Raw genomic sequence first — 19076 nt, 5'->3', positions numbered from 1 at the left:
CCTGAGAAACATCATCAAGCCCTATCCGTCTCCGCTGATTACCGGGCGTGGCATCGACCTCGACTTTCCGATGCTCGCCGGCTGCCTGACCCTGCTGGGCCTGGGGCTGGTGATGATTGCCTCGGCCTCCACCGAAGTGGCGGCGGCGCAGTCGGGCAGTGCCCTGTACTACATGATTCGCCACCTGATCTACATCGTGCTGGGGCTGGGTGCCTGCATCGTCACCATGATGATTCCAATCGCTACCTGGCAGCGCCTGGGCTGGATGATGCTGATCGGCGCGTTCGGCCTGCTGGTGATGGTGATCATCCCGGGGATCGGTCGCGAAGTGAACGGTTCGATGCGCTGGATCGGCTTCAGCTTCTTCAACGTCCAGCCTTCGGAAATCGCCAAGGTCTTTGTGGTGATCTACCTCGCCGGCTATCTGGTGCGACGGCAGAAGGAAGTGCGTGAGAGCTGGATGGGCTTCTTCAAGCCGTTCATCGTGCTGTTGCCGATGGCCGGGCTGTTGCTGATGGAGCCGGACTTCGGCGCCACTGTGGTCATGATGGGAGCCGCTGCGGCCATGCTGTTCCTGGGCGGTGTCGGACTGTTCCGTTTTTCCCTGATGGTGGTCCTGGCTGTGGCGGCGGTGGTCCTGCTGATTCAGATGCAGCCCTATCGGATGGCGCGTCTGACCAACTTTGCCGACCCTTGGGCCGACCAGTTCGGTGCCGGTTATCAATTGTCCCAGGCGCTGATCGCTTTTGGTCGCGGTGAGTGGCTGGGTGTCGGCCTGGGCAACAGTGTGCAGAAACAGTTCTACCTGCCGGAAGCCCACACCGACTTCGTGTTCTCGGTCCTGGCCGAAGAGCTGGGCGCCGTGGGTTCCCTGTGCACGGTGGCGCTGTTCGTATTCGTCTGTATTCGCGGTATGTACATCGGTCTGTGGGCCGAGAAGGCCAAGCAGTTTTTTGCCGCTTACGTGGCCTATGGCCTGTCGTTCCTGTGGATCGGCCAGTTCCTGATCAATATCGGCGTGAACGTCGGCCTGTTGCCGACCAAGGGTCTGACCCTGCCGTTTCTCAGTTATGGCGGCAGTTCGTTGGTGATCTGCTGCGCCTGTCTCGGCTTGTTGCTGCGCATCGAGTGGGAGAGCAGGACTCACCTGGGCAGCGAAGAGATGGAGTTCAGTGAAAGTGACTTTGCCGAGGAGCCGCTCCATGGGCGCTAACGTGCTGATCATGGCCGGCGGCACCGGTGGCCACGTGTTCCCGGCGCTGGCTTGTGCCCGCGAGTTCCAGGCCCGTGGCTACAGCGTGCACTGGCTGGGCACCCCGCGGGGAATCGAGAACGAGCTGGTTCCGGCTGCGGGCCTGCCGCTGCACCTGATCAACGTCACCGGCTTGCGGGGCAAGGGCAAGCTGTCCCTGCTCAAGGCGCCGTTTGTCCTGATCAAGGCGGTGCTTCAGGCGCGGCGGATCATTCGTCAGCTCAATCCGGTCTGCGTGCTGGGTTTTGGTGGTTATGTGACCGGCCCTGGCGGAGTTGCCGCCAAGTTGTCCGGAGTGCCGGTCATCGTTCACGAACAGAACGCGGTTGCCGGTACCGCCAATCGGCTGCTGGTGCCGTTGGCCGCGCGAGTCTGCGAAGCTTTCCCGGACACCTTCGGGGCCTCCGGCAGCCGCCGCACCACGGGCAATCCGGTACGCACCGAACTGTTCCTCGAAACACCGCGCGAGGCCCTGGCCGGACGCAAGGCGCGTTTGCTGATCCTGGGCGGAAGCCTGGGGGCAGAGCCGTTGAACAAGTTGCTGCCGGAAGCCCTGGCACAGGTCGCCCCCGAGCTGCGCCCGGAGGTGTTCCACCAGGCCGGGAAAAACCACGATGAAGTCACTGCAGAGCGCTATCGCGCCGCCGGCGTCGACGCGCAAGTGCAGCCCTTTATCAAAGACATGGCCCAAGCCTATGGCTGGGCCGACCTGGTGGTCTGTCGCGCAGGCGCGCTGACCGTCAGCGAACTGGCTGCCGCCGGTCTGCCCTCGATGCTGGTGCCGCTGCCCCATGCGATCGACGATCACCAGACCCGCAACGCCGAATATTTGGCTCGTGAAGGCGCCGCTTTCCTGATGCCGCAAAGAACGACTGGTGCAGCGGACCTTGCCGCTCGCCTGACAGAGGTTTTGATGCAACCAGAACGACTCGACAAGATGGCCCAGGCCGCACGCCGCCTGGCCAAACCCGATGCCACCCTGGATGTGGTGAATATCTGCCTGGAGGTGGCCCATGGTTGAGAACCAGAAAGCCATGCCGCAGCCGGAAATGCGCCGCATCCGCCGTATCCACTTCGTCGGCATCGGTGGCGTGGGCATGTGCGGGATCGCCGAAGTGCTGCTCAACCTGGGTTATCAGGTCTCGGGTTCCGATCTCAAGGCGTCGCCGGTCACCGAGCGCCTGGAATCCTTTGGCGCACAGATTTTCATCGGTCACCGTGCCGAGAACGCCGCCAACGCCGATGTGCTGGTGGTTTCCAGCGCCGTGAACACCTCCAACCCGGAAGTCGCCACTGCTCTGGAACGCCGTATTCCAGTGGTGCCGCGGGCGGAAATGCTCGCTGAGCTGATGCGCTACCGTCACGGCGTTGCCGTGGCCGGCACCCACGGCAAAACCACCACCACCAGCCTGCTGGCTTCGGTGTTCGCCGCCGGCGGTCTGGACCCGACCTTCGTCATCGGTGGCCGGCTCAATGCCGCGGGCACCAATGCACAGTTGGGCACCAGCCGCTACCTGATTGCCGAAGCCGACGAAAGCGATGCCAGCTTCCTGCATCTGCAGCCGCTGGTGGCCGTGGTCACCAACATCGACGCCGACCATATGGCGACCTACGACGGCGACTTCAACAAACTGAAGAAAACCTTCGTCGACTTCCTGCACAACCTGCCGTTCTACGGTTTGGCGGTGATGTGCCTGGACGATCCGGTGGTGCGCGATATCCTGCCGCAGGTCAAGCGTCCAACCGTGACCTACGGCTTCAGCGAAGAAGCCGACGTGCGAGCGATCAATGTTCGCCAGCAAGGCATGCAGACCTTTTTCACCGTGCTGCGTCGCGACCGCGAGCCGCTGGACGTCTCGGTGAACATGCCGGGCAACCACAACGTGCTCAATTCCCTGGCGACCATCTGCATCGCCACCGACGAAGGCATCAGCGACGAAGCCATTGTCCAGGGCCTGTCGGGCTTCCAGGGCGTGGGCCGGCGCTTCCAGGTCTACGGCGAACTGCCGGTGGATGGCGGCAATGTCATGTTGGTGGACGACTACGGTCACCACCCGACCGAGGTTGCCGCGGTGATCAAGGCCGTGCGTGGTGGTTGGCCGGAGCGCCGTCTGGTGATGGTCTACCAGCCGCACCGCTTCAGCCGTACCCGCGATCTGTACGACGATTTCGTGCAGGTGCTGGCCGATGCCAACGTCTTGCTGTTGATGGAGGTCTACCCGGCCGGTGAAGAACCGATCCCCGGCGCCGACAGCCGCCAGCTGTGCCACAGCATCCGTCAGCGTGGCCAGTTGGACCCGATCTATATCGAACGTGGTGTGGACCTGGCGCCCATCGTCAAGCCACTGCTGCGTGCCGGCGACATTCTGCTGTGCCAAGGCGCCGGTGATATCGGCGGTCTGGCGCCAAAACTGCTCAACAGCCCGCTGTTCGCCGGGGCTGTGGCCGCTGGCAAGGGAGTGTCGAAATGACGGCTGCCTACAGCAAGTTGTTCTCCACCGTGAAACCGAGCGATTTCGGCCGCGTAGCCGTGCTGTATGGCGGCAAGAGTGCCGAGCGCGAGGTTTCGCTGAAATCCGGCAAGGCTGTGCTTGAAGCCTTGCAGAGCGCAGGCGTGAACGCTTTCGGTATCGACGTCGGTGATGACCTGCTGCAGCGTCTCCTGAGCGAGAAGATCGATCGTGCCTTCATCATCCTTCACGGCCGTGGCGGTGAAGACGGCAGCATGCAAGGTCTGCTGGAGTGCCTGGGCATTCCTTATACCGGCAGTGGCATCCTGGCTTCGGCCCTGGCCATGGACAAGCTGCGCACCAAGCAGGTCTGGCACAGCCTGGGTATTCCGACGCCACGCCATGCGGTGCTGAGTTCGGAAGCCGACTGTATTTCCGCAGTGGCGGAACTGGGCCTGCCTTTGATCGTCAAACCGGCTCATGAAGGCTCCAGTATCGGTATGGCTAAGGTGACTTCCGCGCCCGAGTTGATCGACGCATGGAAGGCGGCCAGTACCTACGATTCGCAAGTGTTGGTCGAACAATGGATCCAGGGTCCGGAGTTCACCATCGCAACCCTGCGTGGCCAGGTGCTGCCACCGATCGCCCTGGGCACTCCCCACACGTTTTACGACTACGACGCCAAGTACCTGGCTTCCGATACCCAGTACCGGATTCCGTGCGGCCTCGATAGCACCAAGGAACAGGAACTGATGGACCTCACGGCGAAAGCCTGTGAGGCACTCGGTATCGCCGGTTGGGCGCGTGCCGATGTGATGCAGGATGCCCAGGGGCAGTTCTGGTTCCTGGAAGTGAACACCGCTCCCGGGATGACCGACCACAGTCTGGTGCCGATGGCCGCCCGTGCGGCCGGTCTGGATTTCCAGCAGTTGGTCCTGGCCATCCTGGCGGCCAGTCTTGAGGCGAGAGGTTAAGTCCATGCAAGGCGCGTCGCTTCGTCATCAGCAACCCGCACCCGGCCGCAAGCCGGTGCCGCGGGGTGCCAGCCGGATGGTGGCCAAAGAGCCGATGTCGGTGCGCCTGCCGAAAGCCAACTTTGGCTTTCTGAAAAGCCTGTTCTGGCCGGTGCTGCTGGTGGCGCTGGGGTTTGGCACCTATGAAGGTGCCCAGCGTTTGCTGCCATACGCCGACCGGCCGATCACCAAGATCGCGGTGCAGGGGGACTTGAGCTACATCAGCCAGCAGGCGGTGCAGCAGCGGATCGCGCCCTATGCCGCGGCGAGCTTCTTCACCATCGACCTGGCGAGCATGCGCACCGAGCTGGAACAGATGCCCTGGATCGCCCACGCCGAAGTACGTCGGGTGTGGCCGGACCAAGTGGTGATTCGCCTGGAAGAGCAACTGCCGGTAGCCCGTTGGGGCGACGAGGCGCTGTTGAACAACCAGGGCCAGGCCTTCACTCCACGTGAGCTGGCGAACTACGAACACTTGCCGCAGTTGTTCGGGCCACAGCGGGCCCAGCAGCAAGTGATGCAGCAGTATCAGGTGTTGAGCCAGATGCTGCGGCCGCTGGGCTTTTCGATCGCCCGTCTGGAGCTGCGCGAGCGCGGCAGTTGGTTCCTGACCACCGGCGCCGGCAGTGCCGGTCCCGGTATCGAGTTGCTCCTGGGTCGCGATCATCTGGTGGAGAAGATGCGCCGCTTCATTGCCATTTATGAAAAAACGCTGAAAGAACAGATCACGAACATCGCGCGCATCGATCTGCGCTACGCCAACGGCCTGGCCGTGGGCTGGCGCGATCCGGCGGCACCCACGACGGCGCAACCTGCCGTCGCGAAGAATTAAGAAGAGGCAGGACCATGGCAAATGTGCAAAGCGGCAAAATGATCGTCGGCCTGGATATCGGCACCTCCAAGGTGGTGGCGCTGGTGGGCGAAGTCGCGGCCGATGGCTCGCTGGAAATCGTCGGCATCGGCACCCATCCTTCCCGCGGCCTGAAGAAGGGCGTGGTGGTGAATATCGAGTCCACCGTGCAGTCGATCCAGCGCGCGGTGGAAGAGGCGCAACTGATGGCGGGCTGCCGTATCCACTCGGCGTTCGTCGGCGTGGCGGGCAATCACATCCGCAGCCTGAACTCCCACGGCATCGTGGCGATCCGCGACCGTGAAGTCAGCTCGGCGGACCTGGAGCGGGTACTGGATGCGGCCCAGGCCGTGGCGATCCCGGCTGACCAGCGGGTCCTGCACACCCTGCCGCAGGATTACGTGATCGATAACCAGGAAGGCGTGCGTGAGCCCTTGGGCATGTCCGGCGTGCGCCTGGAAGCCAAGGTGCACGTGGTGACCTGCGCGGTGAATGCCGCGCAGAACATCGAGAAGTGCGTGCGTCGCTGCGGCCTGGAAATCGACGACATCATCCTCGAGCAACTGGCCTCGGCCTACTCGGTACTCACCGACGACGAGAAAGAGCTGGGCGTGTGCCTGGTGGACATCGGCGGCGGCACCACCGACATGGCGATCTTCACCGAAGGCGCGATCCGTCACACCGCGGTGATCCCGATTGCCGGCGACCAGGTGACCAACGACATCGCCATGGCCTTGCGCACGCCGACCCAGTACGCCGAAGAGATCAAGATCCGTTACGCCTGCGCCCTGGCCAAGCTGGCCGGTGCCGGCGAAACCATCAAGGTGCCAAGCGTTGGCGACCGCCCACCACGCGAGCTGTCGCGCCAGGCCTTGGCCGAGGTGGTCGAACCGCGTTACGACGAACTGTTCACCCTGATCCAGGCCGAGCTGCGTCGCAGCGGCTACGAAGACCTGATCCCGGCGGGCATCGTGCTCACCGGTGGCACGTCGAAGATGGAAGGCGCGGTGGAACTGGCCGAGGAAATTTTCCACATGCCGGTTCGCCTGGGCGTGCCCCACAGTGTCAAGGGCCTGTCCGACGTGGTGCGCAACCCGATCTATTCCACCGGCGTCGGCCTGCTGCTGTACGGGCTGCAAAAGCAGTCCGACGGCATCTCGTTCTCCGGCATCGGCAGCCGCGACAGCTACAGCAGCGACGAGCCCAAGGCCGCGTTGCTGGACCGCATCAAGAGCTGGGTCCAGGGCAACTTCTAAAGATTTACCGCAACACCGTTTCAAAGCAGTAGGCAGTAGGCGAAAAACTAGAGAAATGAAAGGAGAGGGAAAATGTTCGAACTCGTAGACAACATCCCGCAGAGTCCGGTAATCAAGGTTATCGGTGTTGGCGGTGGCGGCGGCAACGCGGTCAATCACATGGTCAAGAGCAACATCGAAGGCGTCGAGTTCATCTGCGCCAACACTGATGCTCAAGCACTGAAAAACATCGGCGCGCGGACCATCCTGCAACTGGGCACCGGCGTGACCAAGGGTTTGGGTGCTGGCGCCAATCCGGAAGTCGGCCGTCAAGCCGCTCTGGAAGACCGCGAGCGCATCGCCGAAGTACTGGCGGGCACCAACATGGTGTTCATCACCACCGGCATGGGCGGTGGTACCGGTACCGGTGCGGCGCCGATCATCGCTGAAGTGGCCAAGGAAATGGGCATCCTCACCGTTGCGGTGGTGACCCGTCCGTTCCCGTTCGAAGGCCGCAAGCGCATGCAGATCGCCGATGAGGGCATCCGCGCGCTGAGCGAAAGCGTCGACTCGTTGATCACCATCCCCAACGAGAAGCTGCTGACCATCCTCGGCAAGGACGCCAGCCTGCTGTCGGCTTTCGCCAAGGCTGACGACGTGTTGGCCGGTGCCGTTCGCGGTATCTCCGACATCATCAAGCGTCCGGGCATGATCAACGTCGACTTTGCCGACGTACGCACCGTGATGAGCGAAATGGGCATGGCGATGATGGGCACTGGCTGCGCCAGCGGTCCGAACCGTGCACGTGAAGCCACTGAAGCGGCGATCCGCAACCCGCTGCTGGAAGACGTGAACCTGGAAGGTGCACGCGGCATTCTGGTTAACATCACCGCCGGTCCTGACCTGTCCCTGGGTGAGTACTCCGACGTGGGTAGCATCATCGAAGCCTTCGCTTCCGAACACGCCATGGTCAAGGTCGGTACCGTTATCGATCCGGACATGCGTGACGAGCTGCATGTAACCGTAGTGGCCACCGGCCTGGGCGCGAAAATCGAGAAGCCGGTAAAGGTCATCGACAACACCGTTCAGACTTCCATGTCCGCACAGTCGCAAGCGCCAGCCCCTGCTCGTCAGGAACTGCCGTCGGTGAACTACCGCGACCTGGACCGTCCGACCGTCATGCGCAATCAGGCGCAGTCGAACGCGGCGACCGCGGCGAAGCTGAATCCGCAAGATGATCTGGATTACCTGGACATCCCGGCATTCCTGCGTCGTCAGGCCGATTGATGGAATGTATCAGGGGTATTAGGGTGATTGGTGTTCAGCAAAGGCATGGTCTGCTATTATCGCCAGCCTTTGTTGATACCAGTTCGCAATTTGCGCTGAAGCGGCCCAAGCCATGATTAAACAACGCACCCTGAAGAATATTATCCGTGCCACAGGTGTAGGCCTGCATTCCGGGGAGAAGGTATACCTGACCCTCAAGCCTGCGCCTGTCGACACCGGCATTGTGTTTTGTCGTGCCGACCTGGACCCTGTGGTGCAGATTCCTGCTCGCGCGGAAAATGTTGGCGAAACCACGATGTCGACCACTCTGGTCAACGGTGACGTCAAAGTGGACACGGTGGAGCACTTGCTCTCGGCCATGGCTGGCCTGGGCATCGATAACGCCTACGTCGAGCTCTCCGCGTCCGAAGTCCCGATCATGGATGGCAGTGCCGGACCCTTCGTATTCCTGATTCAATCTGCTGGCCTCGAAGAACAGGACGCAGCTAAAAAGTTCATCCGCATCCTTCGTGAAGTGACCGTGGAAGACGGCGACAAGCGCGCCACTTTCGTGCCTTTCGATGGTTTTAAAGTGAGCTTCGAGATCGATTTCGATCACCCGGTTTTCCGTGACCGCACCCAGAGTGCAAGCGTGGACTTCTCCAGCACTTCGTTTGTAAAAGAAGTCAGCCGCGCCCGTACCTTTGGTTTCATGAGTGACATCGAGTACCTGCGCAAGCACAACCTCGCACTCGGCGGCAGCGTGGAAAACGCCATTGTGGTCGATTCGGATGGCGTGCTGAACGAAGACGGTCTTCGCTACGAAGACGAATTCGTCAAGCACAAGATCCTGGATGCAATTGGTGACCTCTACCTGCTGGGCAATAGCCTGATAGGCGAGTTCAAAGGCTTCAAGTCGGGCCACGCACTGAACAACCAGCTACTGCGCAAGTTGATTGAGCAGAAAGATGCCTGGGAAGTCGTGACCTTCGAAGACGCCAGTACTGCACCGATCTCTTACATGCGTCCGGTCGCGGCCGTGTAAGTACTCTCTCTTTCCTTTTGTTTTTGAAGGCCATCCCCCCGGATGGCCTTTTTTTATGCCCCAGGTTTCAGGCGCTGCGCGGGTAGCCGCTGTAGGACATGTTGGAAACCACCCGATTGCGACCGCTGTACTTGGCCTGGTACAGGGCCTTGTCGGCGTCGCTCACCCATTGTTCCAGAGCGACATCGGGTTGGCCCGACCAGGTGTTGATGCCGATGCTCACGGTCAGGGACGTGGCCTGTGCGCTGATGGCCGGCAAGGCGGCGATGCTGGCGCGGATCTTCTCCGCCAGGACGGCGGCGCCGGCACTGTCGGTCCCTGGCAGGATGACCGCAAACTCCTCGCCGCCATAGCGCGCTGCCAGGTCCGACGGCCGCCCGGCGCAAGCGTCGATGCACTGCGCCACCGCACGCAGGGCCTGATCCCCCAGCGGATGGCCGAAGCGGTCGTTGAAGGATTTGAAGTGATCGACATCGATCATCAATAGCGACAACGGCAGATGGGTGCGTCGGGCCCGTGCCCATTCGTTGCTCAGCACCTGGTCCAGAGTACGGCGATTGGCCAGGCCGGTGAGGGCATCGACAGCGGCCAGTCGCGCCAGCTCCAGCTCGGCGTTCTGCCGGCGCCGCAGTTCGCGACACAGTTGCCAGGTCAGCCAGAACAGAGCGATGCACAGTACCCCGGTGGCGCCGCTGATCAGCAGCGCAGTGCGTTGCCAGGCCGCGAAGACCTCGTCGATGGACAGCGCGACAATCACGATCAGCGGCAGATCGCCCACCTGGGAGAAGGTGTACAGCCGGTGCATCTGATCAACGCTGGAGACGCCGCTGAAGCTGCCATTGCCTTCGCGCAGGATGCGCAGGAAGTTGGGACGATTGCTGAAGTTCTTGCCAATCAGATCGTCCGCCAGAGGTGGCTGCTGGGCCAGCAGAACCCCGTCGCGACTCACCAGGTTGATCGAGCCGTTGCGCCCGATATCCAGATTCTTGAACAGCTCGTTGAAATAGCTCAGGCGCATGGCCGCTTCGGCAACCCCGATGAACTGGCCCTGTTCATCGCTGAGGCGACGGCTGAAGCTGATCCGCCAGTCGTGGTCGGCGTTACGGGCGCGGAATGGCGGGCTGATCATCATTCCCGGGTCCGGGTTGTCGATATGCGCGCGAAAATACTCGCGATCGGCGAAGTTGCCTTGGCGTGGCACTACCGATGCCGAGTCGGCCAGCACGTCGCCCTGCTTGTCCAACAGCAGGATGTCGCCCTTGTAGGGCGCGGCGGTGGCCCGGTCGAACAATGCCAGGTGACGAATGGGCGCCGAAACCTGCTGCAGGTCGTTGCGTTGCGTGGCGCTGATCAGGCCCTTGAGGGACAGGTCGTAGAGTTCGACGTTGCGCAAGACATCGGCATCGATCAGTTGCACGATGTTGTTCGCGGCACGGGTCGCTGCCTGCTCGGCGGCCGCGCGTTCGCGGATCAACAGATAGGTGACGATGCTGAGAATGGCCACGACGATCAGCGAGCTGGCCAGGACCACCAGGCGTTCCGTGTTTGACGCGATTTTCCCTGTGCGAGGGGGCGCACTGCTCACGTTCATGATTTTGATTTCTGCTACGTCGTCGACAGGTGTCAGGCTAGTGTGGACGTGGGCTACAGAAATCGGTCACGCCGTCGCGCCTGTATAAATCCCGAATGCAAAAAAGGCCAGCAAAACATGCCGGCCTTTTTGCCTGACGCGCCTTAGAAGACGTTGATCGGGTAGTCGACGATCACGCGGTATTCATCGGTGTCGTTATCCAGCGCGCCGTAACCGTTGCCGCCACGGTTGGTCGCCCATTGCAGGCGCACGGCGAGGTCCTTGGCGGTGCCGCCCTGGACCACGTACTTGAGGTCCAGGTCGCGTTCCCAGTGCTTGGCGTTCTTGCCGTCGGCGCTGTACCAGGAGGCGTAGCCACGGCTGTCCGGATCGACCTTGGTCAGGTCCAGTTCGCCGCGGGAATAGGACAGCGACGAGGTCAGGCCGGGCAGGCCGAGGCCGGCGAAATCATAGGCGTACTTGAGCTTCCACGAGCGCTCGTTGGGGCCGTTGAAGTCCGAGTATTGCTGGGAGTTGTCCAGGTAGATGCTGTCGCCTTGAGCGATGTAGTCGAACGGCGTGTTGCCGTTGACCCGCTGGTAGGCCGCAGTGACGCTGTGACTGCCCACGCCGACGGTGAAGTGCAGGCTGTAGGTGTTGTTGTCGATGTTGCCCAGCAGGGCCTGACCGGTGTCCTGGGTGTGATAGAAGTGCAGGCCAGGGTTGAGGCTGACCAGATCATTGACCGCGTAGGTGTAGTCCAGGTCGTAGTAGTACTGGTTCCAGATGTCCTTGAGTTCGGAGGCGTAGAGACTGCTGGTCAGCCCCGGAACGCCGCTCCAGGCCACCCCGGCCCAGTTCAGGTGCCGGCTCTCGTCGCCATCGCGCAGACTCCCGTAGGAACTGCCGATGCGCTGGCGACCGCTCTGGTTGTAGGGTTTGGTGAAGCTGGCCTGGCCGCCTTCGAACATCCAGCCGTCGAAGCTGCGGTTGGTCAGGCTGACGCCGCGGAACGTCTGCGGCAGCATGCGGCTCATGCCCCCGGCGATCACCGGGTTGTTGAGGAACAGGTCGCCGGCCTTGAGCTCGGTGTCGAAGGCTCGCATCTTCAGGGTGGCCCCAGCGCTGGAGAAGGCTCCGGGCGCTTTTCCGTTGCCATCGCTGATGGGCAGGATGCTCGAACTGTCGGTGCCGCCACCGCCATCGAGCTTGATGCCGAGCATGGCATTGGCATCCAGGCCGAAACCCACGGTGCCCTGGGTATAGCCGGACTCGAAGACCCCGAGGAAGCCCTGGCCCCACTCGATGTTGTCATCCGCCTGCTGCTGCCGGTTGCGGTTCATGTAGTAGTTGCGGGCGTTGAGCTTGAGGCTGGAGCCGGCGACAAAGCCCTGTTTGTCGCTCTCTTCGGCAGCCTGGCCCAAGGTGGGAATAGTTGCAGCGATTGCAATGAATAGTGGGCTGATTCTCAGCGTGATCCTGAACAACGTGTAGCTCCTTTGGTGGATGAACTTGGTTTTTTATTGTGAATTCGCGAGTTGCTTGCTCTGGGCCCGACGCCTGGGGCGCGGGTTCTTGCATGGCAAAAAAAAGCCGCTGAAGTCAGCGGCTTTAAGACAACTTACTCCGGGGTTGAAAGCAGAGAAGTTGTCGAGGGAAACGAGTCGGTATCGCGGATCAGCTGTCTTTTCGAGCGTCGCTCTTGCTTTGCTCGGCCGTGACTTTCTGGGCTTGCTGACTGTTTTGCTGCTGGGTGGCCTGGGCGATCTGTGCTTGTTCGAAGGCGGCGGCGCGTGCGGCATTTCTGGCCACGAATCCCTGGGATTCCTCGGCCATGGCCATCGGTGCCACGAACAGGGAAGACAAAACAAAAGCGCTGGCGATACCCATACTGTTGGACATTTCTGAAGACCTTCTTGCAGAGCAAGTTCAATTCGGTGCGACAAAAATATATCCAGTGGGTGCCAGGAAAAAGAGCCGAACAGGATAAGGACTGTTACCAAAAAAACAACAGTCGGCGCGAACTTGTGGGCACTGGCTGGCCAGCGCCTACAGAATCCGAGCGTCCGAGAATCCGCGAGTCAGAGAGGCAGGTAAAGTCCAAAGGTATTGACGCCGCGGTCGCTGCTGACGAAAACGTCGCCACCGTGCATCAGGGCGATGGCCTTGACGATGGCCAGCCCCAGGCCATGGTTGGCGCCGCTGTTGCTGCGCGAGGCGTCGACCCGGTAGAAGCGTTCGAACAGCCTGGGCAGCTGTTCACTGGCAATGCTCTGCCCCGGATTGCTCACGGCGATCGTCGCCTGATGGTCCTGCACCTCGATCCGCACCCGGATCACTTCTCCCGCCGCCGTGTGCTGCACGGCATTGCTCAACAGGTTGATCAGGGCCCGGCGCAGGTGGGCAATCTCGATCTGCACCTGGGCATCGCCCTGGACCTCGACCCGGACCTGGGCGTCTTCGAGGATGAAATCCAGGTAGTCCAGGGTGGTGGCCACTTCCGCCGCCAGGGAGGTGCTGGTGAGCTTGGTGGCCTTGCTGCCCTGGTCGGCACTGGCCAGGAACAGCATGTCGTTGACGATCGAGCGCAAGCGTTCCAGTTCTTCCAGGTTGGATTGCAGCACCTCGAAGTAATGCTCCGCCGAGCGGCCCCGGGTCAGGGCCACCTGGGTCTGGCCGATCAGGTTGGTCAGCGGCGAGCGCAGTTCATGGGCCACGTCGGCGTTGAACGATTCCAGGCGCGAGTAGGCATGCTCGACCCGTTCCAGGGTGGAGTTGAAGGAGTTGACGAACTGGCTCAGCTCCGGCGGCAGGGGCGAGAGCTGCAGGCGCCCGGACAGCCGTGGCGGTGCCAGGCGCTGGGCCTCCTGGGACAGCTTGATCAGCGGCTTGAGGCCGATCCGCGCCACCCAGTAACCCAGGGCCGAGGCCAGCACGACGCCGACAATGGCCAGGCCGATCAGCGCCATCAGCAACTGGTGCTGGGTCTGGTGAAAGGTGTCGGTCTCGATGGCGATCAGAAAGCGCAGGGCCGGGCGTTGTTCCTTGGCCGGCAACTGGCTGACCAGCACCTTCAACGGATAGGGGTGGTCGCTCAGGTTCAGGTCGCGCATGCCCAGCGGTCCTGCGGCGAAAGCGCGGATCTGCGGGTCCGGGTTGCCGTACTCATAACCGGGGTCGCCGCTCACCGCCCAGAAGCGGATGCGTTTGTCTTCCTCGCTGAGCAGCTTGAGCTTGGCATTGATCTTGGCCCAGTGTTCCGGATTGCCGTAGCGGTTCAGGGCCGACTCCAGCACGCTGTAGCGCGCATCCAGCTCGGCTTCCGGCAGCAGCCCCAGGCCCTTGTCCACCTGTTGATAAAGGGCGCCGCCAATCAGCAGGAAGATCAGCAGGGCCACCAGGGTGAACAGCCCGCTCAGGCGCAGGGCGATGGAGTTACTCGCCACTGCGGTTCTCCAGCACATAGCCCATGCCGCGGATGGTGTGCAGCAGCTTGTGCTCGAACGGCCCGTCGAGCTTGGCCCGCAGGCGCTTGATCGCCACTTCGACGACATTTGCGTCGCTGTCGAAATTGATGTCCCAGACCATCTCGGCAATCGAGGTCTTGGACAGGATCTCGCCCTGGCGCCGGGCCAGTACGCTGAGCAGGGAAAACTCCTTGGCTGTCAGGTCCAGGCGGGTGCCGGCGCGACTGGCCTTGCGGCTGATGAGGTCGATCCACAGGTCGGCGATGCTGATCTGTACCGGCTCGTGACCACCGCTGCGGCGGGTCAGGGCCTGCAGGCGGGCCACCAGTTCAAGGAAGGAGAAGGGCTTGCCCAGGTAATCGTCGGCGCCATCGCGCAGGCCGCGAATCCGGTCCTCGACGCGTTCGCGGGCGGTGAGCATGATCACCGGGGTCTGCTTGCGCGCGCGCAGGGCCCGCAGCACGCCAAAGCCGTCCAGGCCGGGGAGCATGACATCCAGCACGATCACCGCGTAGTCGCTTTCCAGCGCCAGGTGCAGCCCCTCGATGCCATCCCGGGCCAGGTCGACGGTGTAGCCCTGTTCGGTCAATCCGCGATGCAGATAGTCCGCAGTTTTTTCTTCGTCTTCGATAATCAGAACGCGCATGACCCGCCTCAGGTGTTGGTGGCCGGCGAAAGGGCCGGCCGGGGCCGGTGGAACAGCCGCTCGAGCCACAAGTATATGACTGGCGTGGTGAACAGCGTCAGCGCCTGACTCACCAGCAAACCGCCGACCACGGCGATACCCAGGGGCTGGCGCAGTTCGGCACCGGTGCCGTAGCCGAGCATCAGCGGCAGGGCGCCGAGCAAGGCGGCCAGGGTGGTCATGATGATCGGCCGGAAGCGGGTGATACAGGCCTGGTAGATGGCCTCTTCGGGAGGCAGGCCGCCGTTGCGCTGGGCTTCCAGGGCGAAGTCGATCATCAGGATGCCGTTCTTCTTGACGATGCCGATCAGCAGCACCAGGCCGATCAGCGCCATGATGGAAAAGTCCTGGCCACAGAGCCAGAGCATCAGCAGGGCGCCGAGCCCCGCCGAAGGCAGGGTGGAAATGATCGTCAGCGGATGCACGAAGCTTTCGTACAGCACCCCGAGAATGATGTACACGGCCACCAGCGCGGCGAGGATCAGGTACGGCTGGCTGGCCAGGGAGCTCTGGAAGGCCTGGGCCGCGCCCTGGAAATTGCCGCTGATGGCCGCTGGCATACCGATCTCGTTCTTGGCCTGTTGCAGCAGGATCACCGCGTCCCCCAGGGCCACGCCGGGGGCCAGGTTGAACGACAGGTTGGCGGCCGGGAACATGCCGTCGTGAGCGATCGACAGCGGGCCGATGCTGGGCGCATCGAAACGCGCCAGGGCCGACAGCGGGACCATGTCCCCGGTCAACGGCGAACGCAGGTAGAAGTAGTTGAGGCTCTCGGCCTTGCCCCGTTGCTGGGTGTCGAGTTCGAGGATCACGTTGTACTGGTTGATCTCGGTCTGGAACTCGTTGATCTGGCGCTGGCCGAAGGCGTCGTACAGCGCTTGGTCGACATCGCTGGCGGTGAGGCCGAAGCGCGCGGCGGCGGTCCGATCGATATTGATATGGGTGATGCTGCCGCCCAGTTGCAGGTCGTTGGAGACGTCGCGGAACGCCGGGTTGCTGCGCAGTTTTTCGGTCAGGCGCTGGGTCCAGGTGGTCAGGGTCGGGCCGTCGTTGCTTTTCAGCACGTACTGGTACTGGGCGCGGCTGGGGCCGGAACTGAGGTTGATGTCCTGCCCGGCTCGCAGGTAGAGGACGATACCGGGCACCTGCATCAGTTGCGGGCGGATGCGGTCGATGAAGGCGCTGGCCGAGACATCCCGGTCGCCACGGTCCTTGAGGGAAATCCAGAAGCGGCCGTTGGCAATGGTCTGGTTGCTGCCAGAGACGCCCACCGAGTGGGAGAAGGCTTGCACCGCCGGATCGGCGGCGACGATCTCGGCCAGGGCCTGGTGTTTTTTCACCATGTCCGGGTAGGAAATGTCGGCGGCGGCTTCGGTGGTGCCGAGCACGAAGCCGGTGTCCTGCACCGGGAAGAAGCCCTTGGGAATCAGGATGTAGCCGGCAATCGCCATGCTCAGGGTCAGGCCGAAAATGCCCAGCATCAGTTTCTGGTGGGCCAGGGCCCGGCGCAGGGCGCGTTCATAAAACGCCAGCAGGCGCTCGCCGAAGCCCGGTTTGGCGTGGACCGGGTGCACCGGGGCGCGCATGAACAGGGCGGCCAGGGTGGGCGCTAGCGTCAGCGAGACCAGCACCGAAATCAGGATGGTGGACGTGGCGGTCAGGGCGAACTCCTTGAACAGCCGACCGACCACGCCGCCCATGAACAGCAGGGGAATGAACGCCGCCACCAGGGAGAAGCTGATGGACACCACGGTGAAGCCGATCTCGCCGGCGCCCTTGATCGCCGCCTCGCGCATGCCGTCGCCGGCTTCCAGGTGGCGGTGGATGTTTTCCACCACGACGATGGCGTCGTCGACCACAAAACCCACGGCGATGACGATGGCCACCAGGGTCAGGTTGTTCAGGCTGAAGCCCATCAGGTACATCAGGGCGAAGCTGGCGGTCAGCGATACGCCGAGTACCGCGGAGACGATCAGGGTCGCCGACCACTGGCGCAGGAACAGCGCCATCACCGCCACCACCAGCAGCACCGCGATCAGCAGGGTGATCTCCACCTCGTGCAGCGAGGCGCGGATGGTCTGGGTGCGGTCCACCAGCACCATGACCTGCACCGACGCCGGCAGCATGGCCTCAAGCCCCGGCAGGGCGGCCTGGATACGGTCCACGGTGTCGACGATATTGGCCCCCGGCTGACGCGAGATCACCAGGTTGACCCCCGGCTGATCGCCGGACCAGGCCTGGACGTAGGCGTCTTCCGGGCCATTGACCACCCGGGCCACGTCCTGCAGGTGCACCGGTGCGCCGTTCTTGTAGGAAACGATCAGCTGAGCGTATTCCTCGGGATGAAACAGCTGGTCGTTGGTGGACAGGGTGGAGATGCTCGACTCGCCGTACAGCGCGCCCTTGGCCAGGTTGAGGCTGGTTTGCTGGATCGCCAGGCGGATGTCGGCCAGGGTCAGGCCGATGGCCGCCAGTTTGTCCGCCGCGGCCTGGATCCGGATCGCCGGGCGTTGCTGGCCGGTGATGTTGATCTGGCCGACGCCGTCGATCTGGCTGATCTGCCGGGCCAGCAGGGTTTCCGCGTAGTCGCTGAGCTCGGTGCCGGGCATCTGCGTCGAACTGATGCTGAGGATCAGCACCGGGCTGTCGGCCGGGTTGACCTTCCTCCAGGTAGGCAGGGTGGGCATGTCCTTGGGCAGTTTGCCGGCGGCGGTGTTGATCGCCGCCTGCACTTCCTGGGCGGCGGTGTCGATGCTCTTGTTCAGGGTGAACTGCAGGGTCAGCAGGGTCGAGCCCAGGGCGCTGCTGGAGGTCATCTGGGTCATGCCGGGGATGGCGCTGAACTGCACTTCCAGGGGCGTGGCCACCGAGGACGCCATGGTGTCCGGGCTGGCCCCGGGCAGGGAGGCGGAGACCTGGATGGTGGGGAACTCGGCTTCCGGCAGCGGCGCCACCGGCAGGCGTGGAAAGGCGATCACCCCCAGCAACACCAGGGCCAGGGTCAAGAGCACGGTGGCGACCGGATGGTCGACGCACCAGGCGGACAGGGAGCCGCGCCCCTTCATGGCTTGGGCTCCTGGGCAGGCGCAGGCGGCGGGGCATCCAGCACCTGGACCTGGGAGCCGGGCTTGAGCCGCGACTGGCCGTCACTGACCAATATGTCCCCGGCCTGGACCCCGGCAATGATGTTCAGCTCGCTGTCCTGGTACAGCAACTGCACCGGCACGCGTTCCACCTGCTGGCCCTTGACCCGGAACACGAAGTGCTGATCCAGGCCGCGCTGGACCACCGTGGGCGGCACGGTCAGCGCGCCCTGGTCCAGCGCGGTCTGGATCTTCACGGTCACCAGTTGACCGGGCCAGAGCTTTTGCTGGGGGTTGGCGAACTCCGCCTTGGCGCGCAGGGTGCCGGTGCCGGTATCGATCTGGTTGTCGATCAGGCTCAGATGGCCATTGCCCAGCAGGGCGTCGGCCTTGTTGCTGTCGGTGCCCAGGTAAGCCTGGACCGCTGCCGGGTCCTGGGCGCGAACCAGTTGCTGCAGGGTGGGCAGCATCTGCTGGGGCAGGGAGAACTCGACGGCGATGGGGTCGATCTGGGTCACCGAGAACAGGCCTTGGGCGTCGCTCATGCGCAGGAAGTTGCCTTCGTCCACGGTGCGAATACCCACCCGGCCAGTGACGGGCGAGCGGATCTGGGTGTAGGACAGTTGGACCTGCGCGGCATCGATGGCGGCCTGATTGCCCTGGGCCGTGGCGTTGAGCTGATTGACCAGGGCCGCTTGCTGGTCGTAGGTCTGTTTCGAGACGCCGTCATCCACCGACAGCAGCTTGTAGCGCTTGAGGTTGATCTGCGCCACCTGCAACTGGGCCTGGTTCTGCGCCAGTTGGGCCTTGGCCTGGTCCAGGTTGGCGCGGATCGAGCGGTCATCGAGGGTGGCCAGCAGGTCCCCGGCCTTGACCAGTTGGCCCTCCTTGACCAGCAAGCGAGTGAGGATGCCATCCACCTGGGGACGGATGATCACGCTGTGCAGCGAAAGCACCGTACCGATGCCGCTGACGTAGCGCGGCACATCCTGCTGGACCACCTGCACCACTCGCACCGGAATCGCCGTGGGCGCGGCCAGTCTGGCGGTCGCCGGCTTGTTGAGGAACCAGGCCGCGCCAGCGATGAGAGCCACCAGCAGCGCGGCGGACACGACGGTTTTCTTGGCAATGGGCATAGAGGTCGAGCGCCGGGGGCAATA

The 19076-nt window shown here is 63.0% G+C and carries 15 protein-coding genes; 8 read left to right on the top strand and 7 right to left on the bottom strand.

The window, feature by feature from the left end:
- The first annotated feature begins 1 nt into the window (after window position 1).
- The 8 genes from ftsW to lpxC all read left to right on the top strand — a co-directional run bounded on the left by ftsW (window position 2) and on the right by lpxC (window position 9111).
- The gene (ftsW, locus tag GWQ44_RS25425) at window positions 2-1213 is read left to right on the top strand and encodes a putative lipid II flippase FtsW (RefSeq protein WP_173655959.1); all 1212 of its coding nucleotides are present in this window, start codon (window positions 2-4) and stop codon (window positions 1211-1213) included.
- On the top strand, window positions 1203-2273 hold the full coding sequence (murG, locus tag GWQ44_RS25420) for an undecaprenyldiphospho-muramoylpentapeptide beta-N-acetylglucosaminyltransferase (protein ID WP_016966664.1): 1071 nt from the start codon (window positions 1203-1205) through the stop codon (window positions 2271-2273). Before ftsW ends, murG begins: the two co-directional genes overlap by 11 nt.
- On the top strand, window positions 2266-3723 hold the full coding sequence (murC, locus tag GWQ44_RS25415; protein WP_016966665.1) for a UDP-N-acetylmuramate--L-alanine ligase: 1458 nt from the start codon (window positions 2266-2268) through the stop codon (window positions 3721-3723). The genes murG and murC overlap by 8 nt, the downstream gene beginning before the upstream one ends.
- Window positions 3720-4676, top strand: a complete 957-nt coding sequence (locus tag GWQ44_RS25410; protein WP_275928525.1) for a D-alanine--D-alanine ligase — start codon at window positions 3720-3722, stop codon at window positions 4674-4676. Before murC ends, GWQ44_RS25410 begins: the two co-directional genes overlap by 4 nt.
- 4 nt (window positions 4677-4680) lie before the next feature.
- On the top strand, window positions 4681-5547 hold the full coding sequence (locus GWQ44_RS25405) for a cell division protein FtsQ/DivIB (protein ID WP_275928524.1): 867 nt from the start codon (window positions 4681-4683) through the stop codon (window positions 5545-5547).
- A 14-nt stretch (window positions 5548-5561) separates the two neighbouring features.
- Complete coding sequence (gene ftsA, locus GWQ44_RS25400) at window positions 5562-6821, top strand: cell division protein FtsA (RefSeq protein WP_011063306.1); 1260 nt, start codon at window positions 5562-5564, stop codon at window positions 6819-6821.
- A 72-nt stretch (window positions 6822-6893) separates the two neighbouring features.
- Window positions 6894-8087 carry a cell division protein FtsZ gene (ftsZ, locus tag GWQ44_RS25395; protein ID WP_011063305.1) on the top strand — a complete coding sequence of 398 codons (1194 nt, stop codon included), beginning with the start codon at window positions 6894-6896 and terminating at the stop codon, window positions 8085-8087.
- A 112-nt stretch (window positions 8088-8199) separates the two neighbouring features.
- A complete protein-coding gene (gene lpxC / locus GWQ44_RS25390; RefSeq protein WP_011063304.1) occupies window positions 8200-9111 on the top strand; it encodes a UDP-3-O-acyl-N-acetylglucosamine deacetylase in 912 nt (303 codons plus the stop codon).
- A gap of 67 nt (window positions 9112-9178) precedes the next feature.
- On the opposite strand, the gene GWQ44_RS25385 is transcribed toward lpxC, so the two are convergent.
- From GWQ44_RS25385 to GWQ44_RS25355, 7 genes are all read right to left on the bottom strand, one after another.
- A complete protein-coding gene (locus tag GWQ44_RS25385) occupies window positions 9179-10702 on the bottom strand; it encodes a diguanylate cyclase (protein WP_275928523.1) in 1524 nt (507 codons plus the stop codon).
- A 143-nt stretch (window positions 10703-10845) separates the two neighbouring features.
- A complete protein-coding gene (locus tag GWQ44_RS25380; protein ID WP_275928522.1) occupies window positions 10846-12168 on the bottom strand; it encodes an OprD family porin in 1323 nt (440 codons plus the stop codon).
- A 190-nt stretch (window positions 12169-12358) separates the two neighbouring features.
- Window positions 12359-12583, bottom strand: coding sequence for a hypothetical protein (locus GWQ44_RS25375; protein WP_016963263.1), 225 nt, complete (start codon window positions 12581-12583; stop codon window positions 12359-12361).
- Between the two features lie 179 nt (window positions 12584-12762).
- The gene (locus GWQ44_RS25370; protein ID WP_275928521.1) at window positions 12763-14127 is read right to left on the bottom strand and encodes a heavy metal sensor histidine kinase; all 1365 of its coding nucleotides are present in this window, start codon (window positions 14125-14127) and stop codon (window positions 12763-12765) included.
- Window positions 14117-14794: a heavy metal response regulator transcription factor gene (locus GWQ44_RS25365; RefSeq protein WP_016963265.1), complete on the bottom strand. Its 678-nt coding sequence runs from the start codon at window positions 14792-14794 to the stop codon at window positions 14117-14119. Before GWQ44_RS25365 ends, GWQ44_RS25370 begins: the two co-directional genes overlap by 11 nt.
- An 8-nt stretch (window positions 14795-14802) precedes the next feature.
- A complete protein-coding gene (locus tag GWQ44_RS25360; protein ID WP_275928520.1) occupies window positions 14803-17898 on the bottom strand; it encodes a multidrug efflux RND transporter permease subunit in 3096 nt (1031 codons plus the stop codon).
- On the bottom strand, window positions 17895-19052 hold the full coding sequence (locus tag GWQ44_RS25355) for an efflux RND transporter periplasmic adaptor subunit (RefSeq protein WP_047306005.1): 1158 nt from the start codon (window positions 19050-19052) through the stop codon (window positions 17895-17897). Before GWQ44_RS25355 ends, GWQ44_RS25360 begins: the two co-directional genes overlap by 4 nt.
- Window positions 19053-19076: the final 24 nt, after the last annotated feature.

This window comes from Pseudomonas sp. 3MA1, from assembly GCF_029237275.1.
Taxonomy (GTDB): Bacteria; Pseudomonadota; Gammaproteobacteria; order Pseudomonadales; family Pseudomonadaceae; genus Aquipseudomonas; species Aquipseudomonas fluorescens_AP.
This window is presented reverse-complemented; position numbering and strand designations above follow the sequence as displayed.

What these genes read in the sequence shown, in the direction of transcription:
- lpxC (WP_011063304.1), top strand. Translation starts at nt 8,200, where the DNA reads ATGATTAAACAACGCACCCTGAAGAATATTATCCGTGCCACAGGTGTA.
- GWQ44_RS25405 (WP_275928524.1), top strand. Translation starts at nt 4,681, where the DNA reads ATGCAAGGCGCGTCGCTTCGTCATCAGCAACCCGCACCCGGCCGCAAG.
- ftsA (WP_011063306.1), top strand. Translation starts at nt 5,562, where the DNA reads ATGGCAAATGTGCAAAGCGGCAAAATGATCGTCGGCCTGGATATCGGC.
- GWQ44_RS25410 (WP_275928525.1), top strand. Translation starts at nt 3,720, where the DNA reads ATGACGGCTGCCTACAGCAAGTTGTTCTCCACCGTGAAACCGAGCGAT.
- GWQ44_RS25365 (WP_016963265.1), bottom strand. Translation starts at nt 14,794, where the DNA reads ATGCGCGTTCTGATTATCGAAGACGAAGAAAAAACTGCGGACTATCTG.
- ftsZ (WP_011063305.1), top strand. Translation starts at nt 6,894, where the DNA reads ATGTTCGAACTCGTAGACAACATCCCGCAGAGTCCGGTAATCAAGGTT.
- murG (WP_016966664.1), top strand. Translation starts at nt 1,203, where the DNA reads ATGGGCGCTAACGTGCTGATCATGGCCGGCGGCACCGGTGGCCACGTG.
- murC (WP_016966665.1), top strand. Translation starts at nt 2,266, where the DNA reads ATGGTTGAGAACCAGAAAGCCATGCCGCAGCCGGAAATGCGCCGCATC.
- GWQ44_RS25360 (WP_275928520.1), bottom strand. Translation starts at nt 17,898, where the DNA reads ATGAAGGGGCGCGGCTCCCTGTCCGCCTGGTGCGTCGACCATCCGGTC.
- GWQ44_RS25385 (WP_275928523.1), bottom strand. Translation starts at nt 10,702, where the DNA reads ATGAACGTGAGCAGTGCGCCCCCTCGCACAGGGAAAATCGCGTCAAAC.
- GWQ44_RS25375 (WP_016963263.1), bottom strand. Translation starts at nt 12,583, where the DNA reads ATGTCCAACAGTATGGGTATCGCCAGCGCTTTTGTTTTGTCTTCCCTG.
- GWQ44_RS25355 (WP_047306005.1), bottom strand. Translation starts at nt 19,052, where the DNA reads ATGCCCATTGCCAAGAAAACCGTCGTGTCCGCCGCGCTGCTGGTGGCT.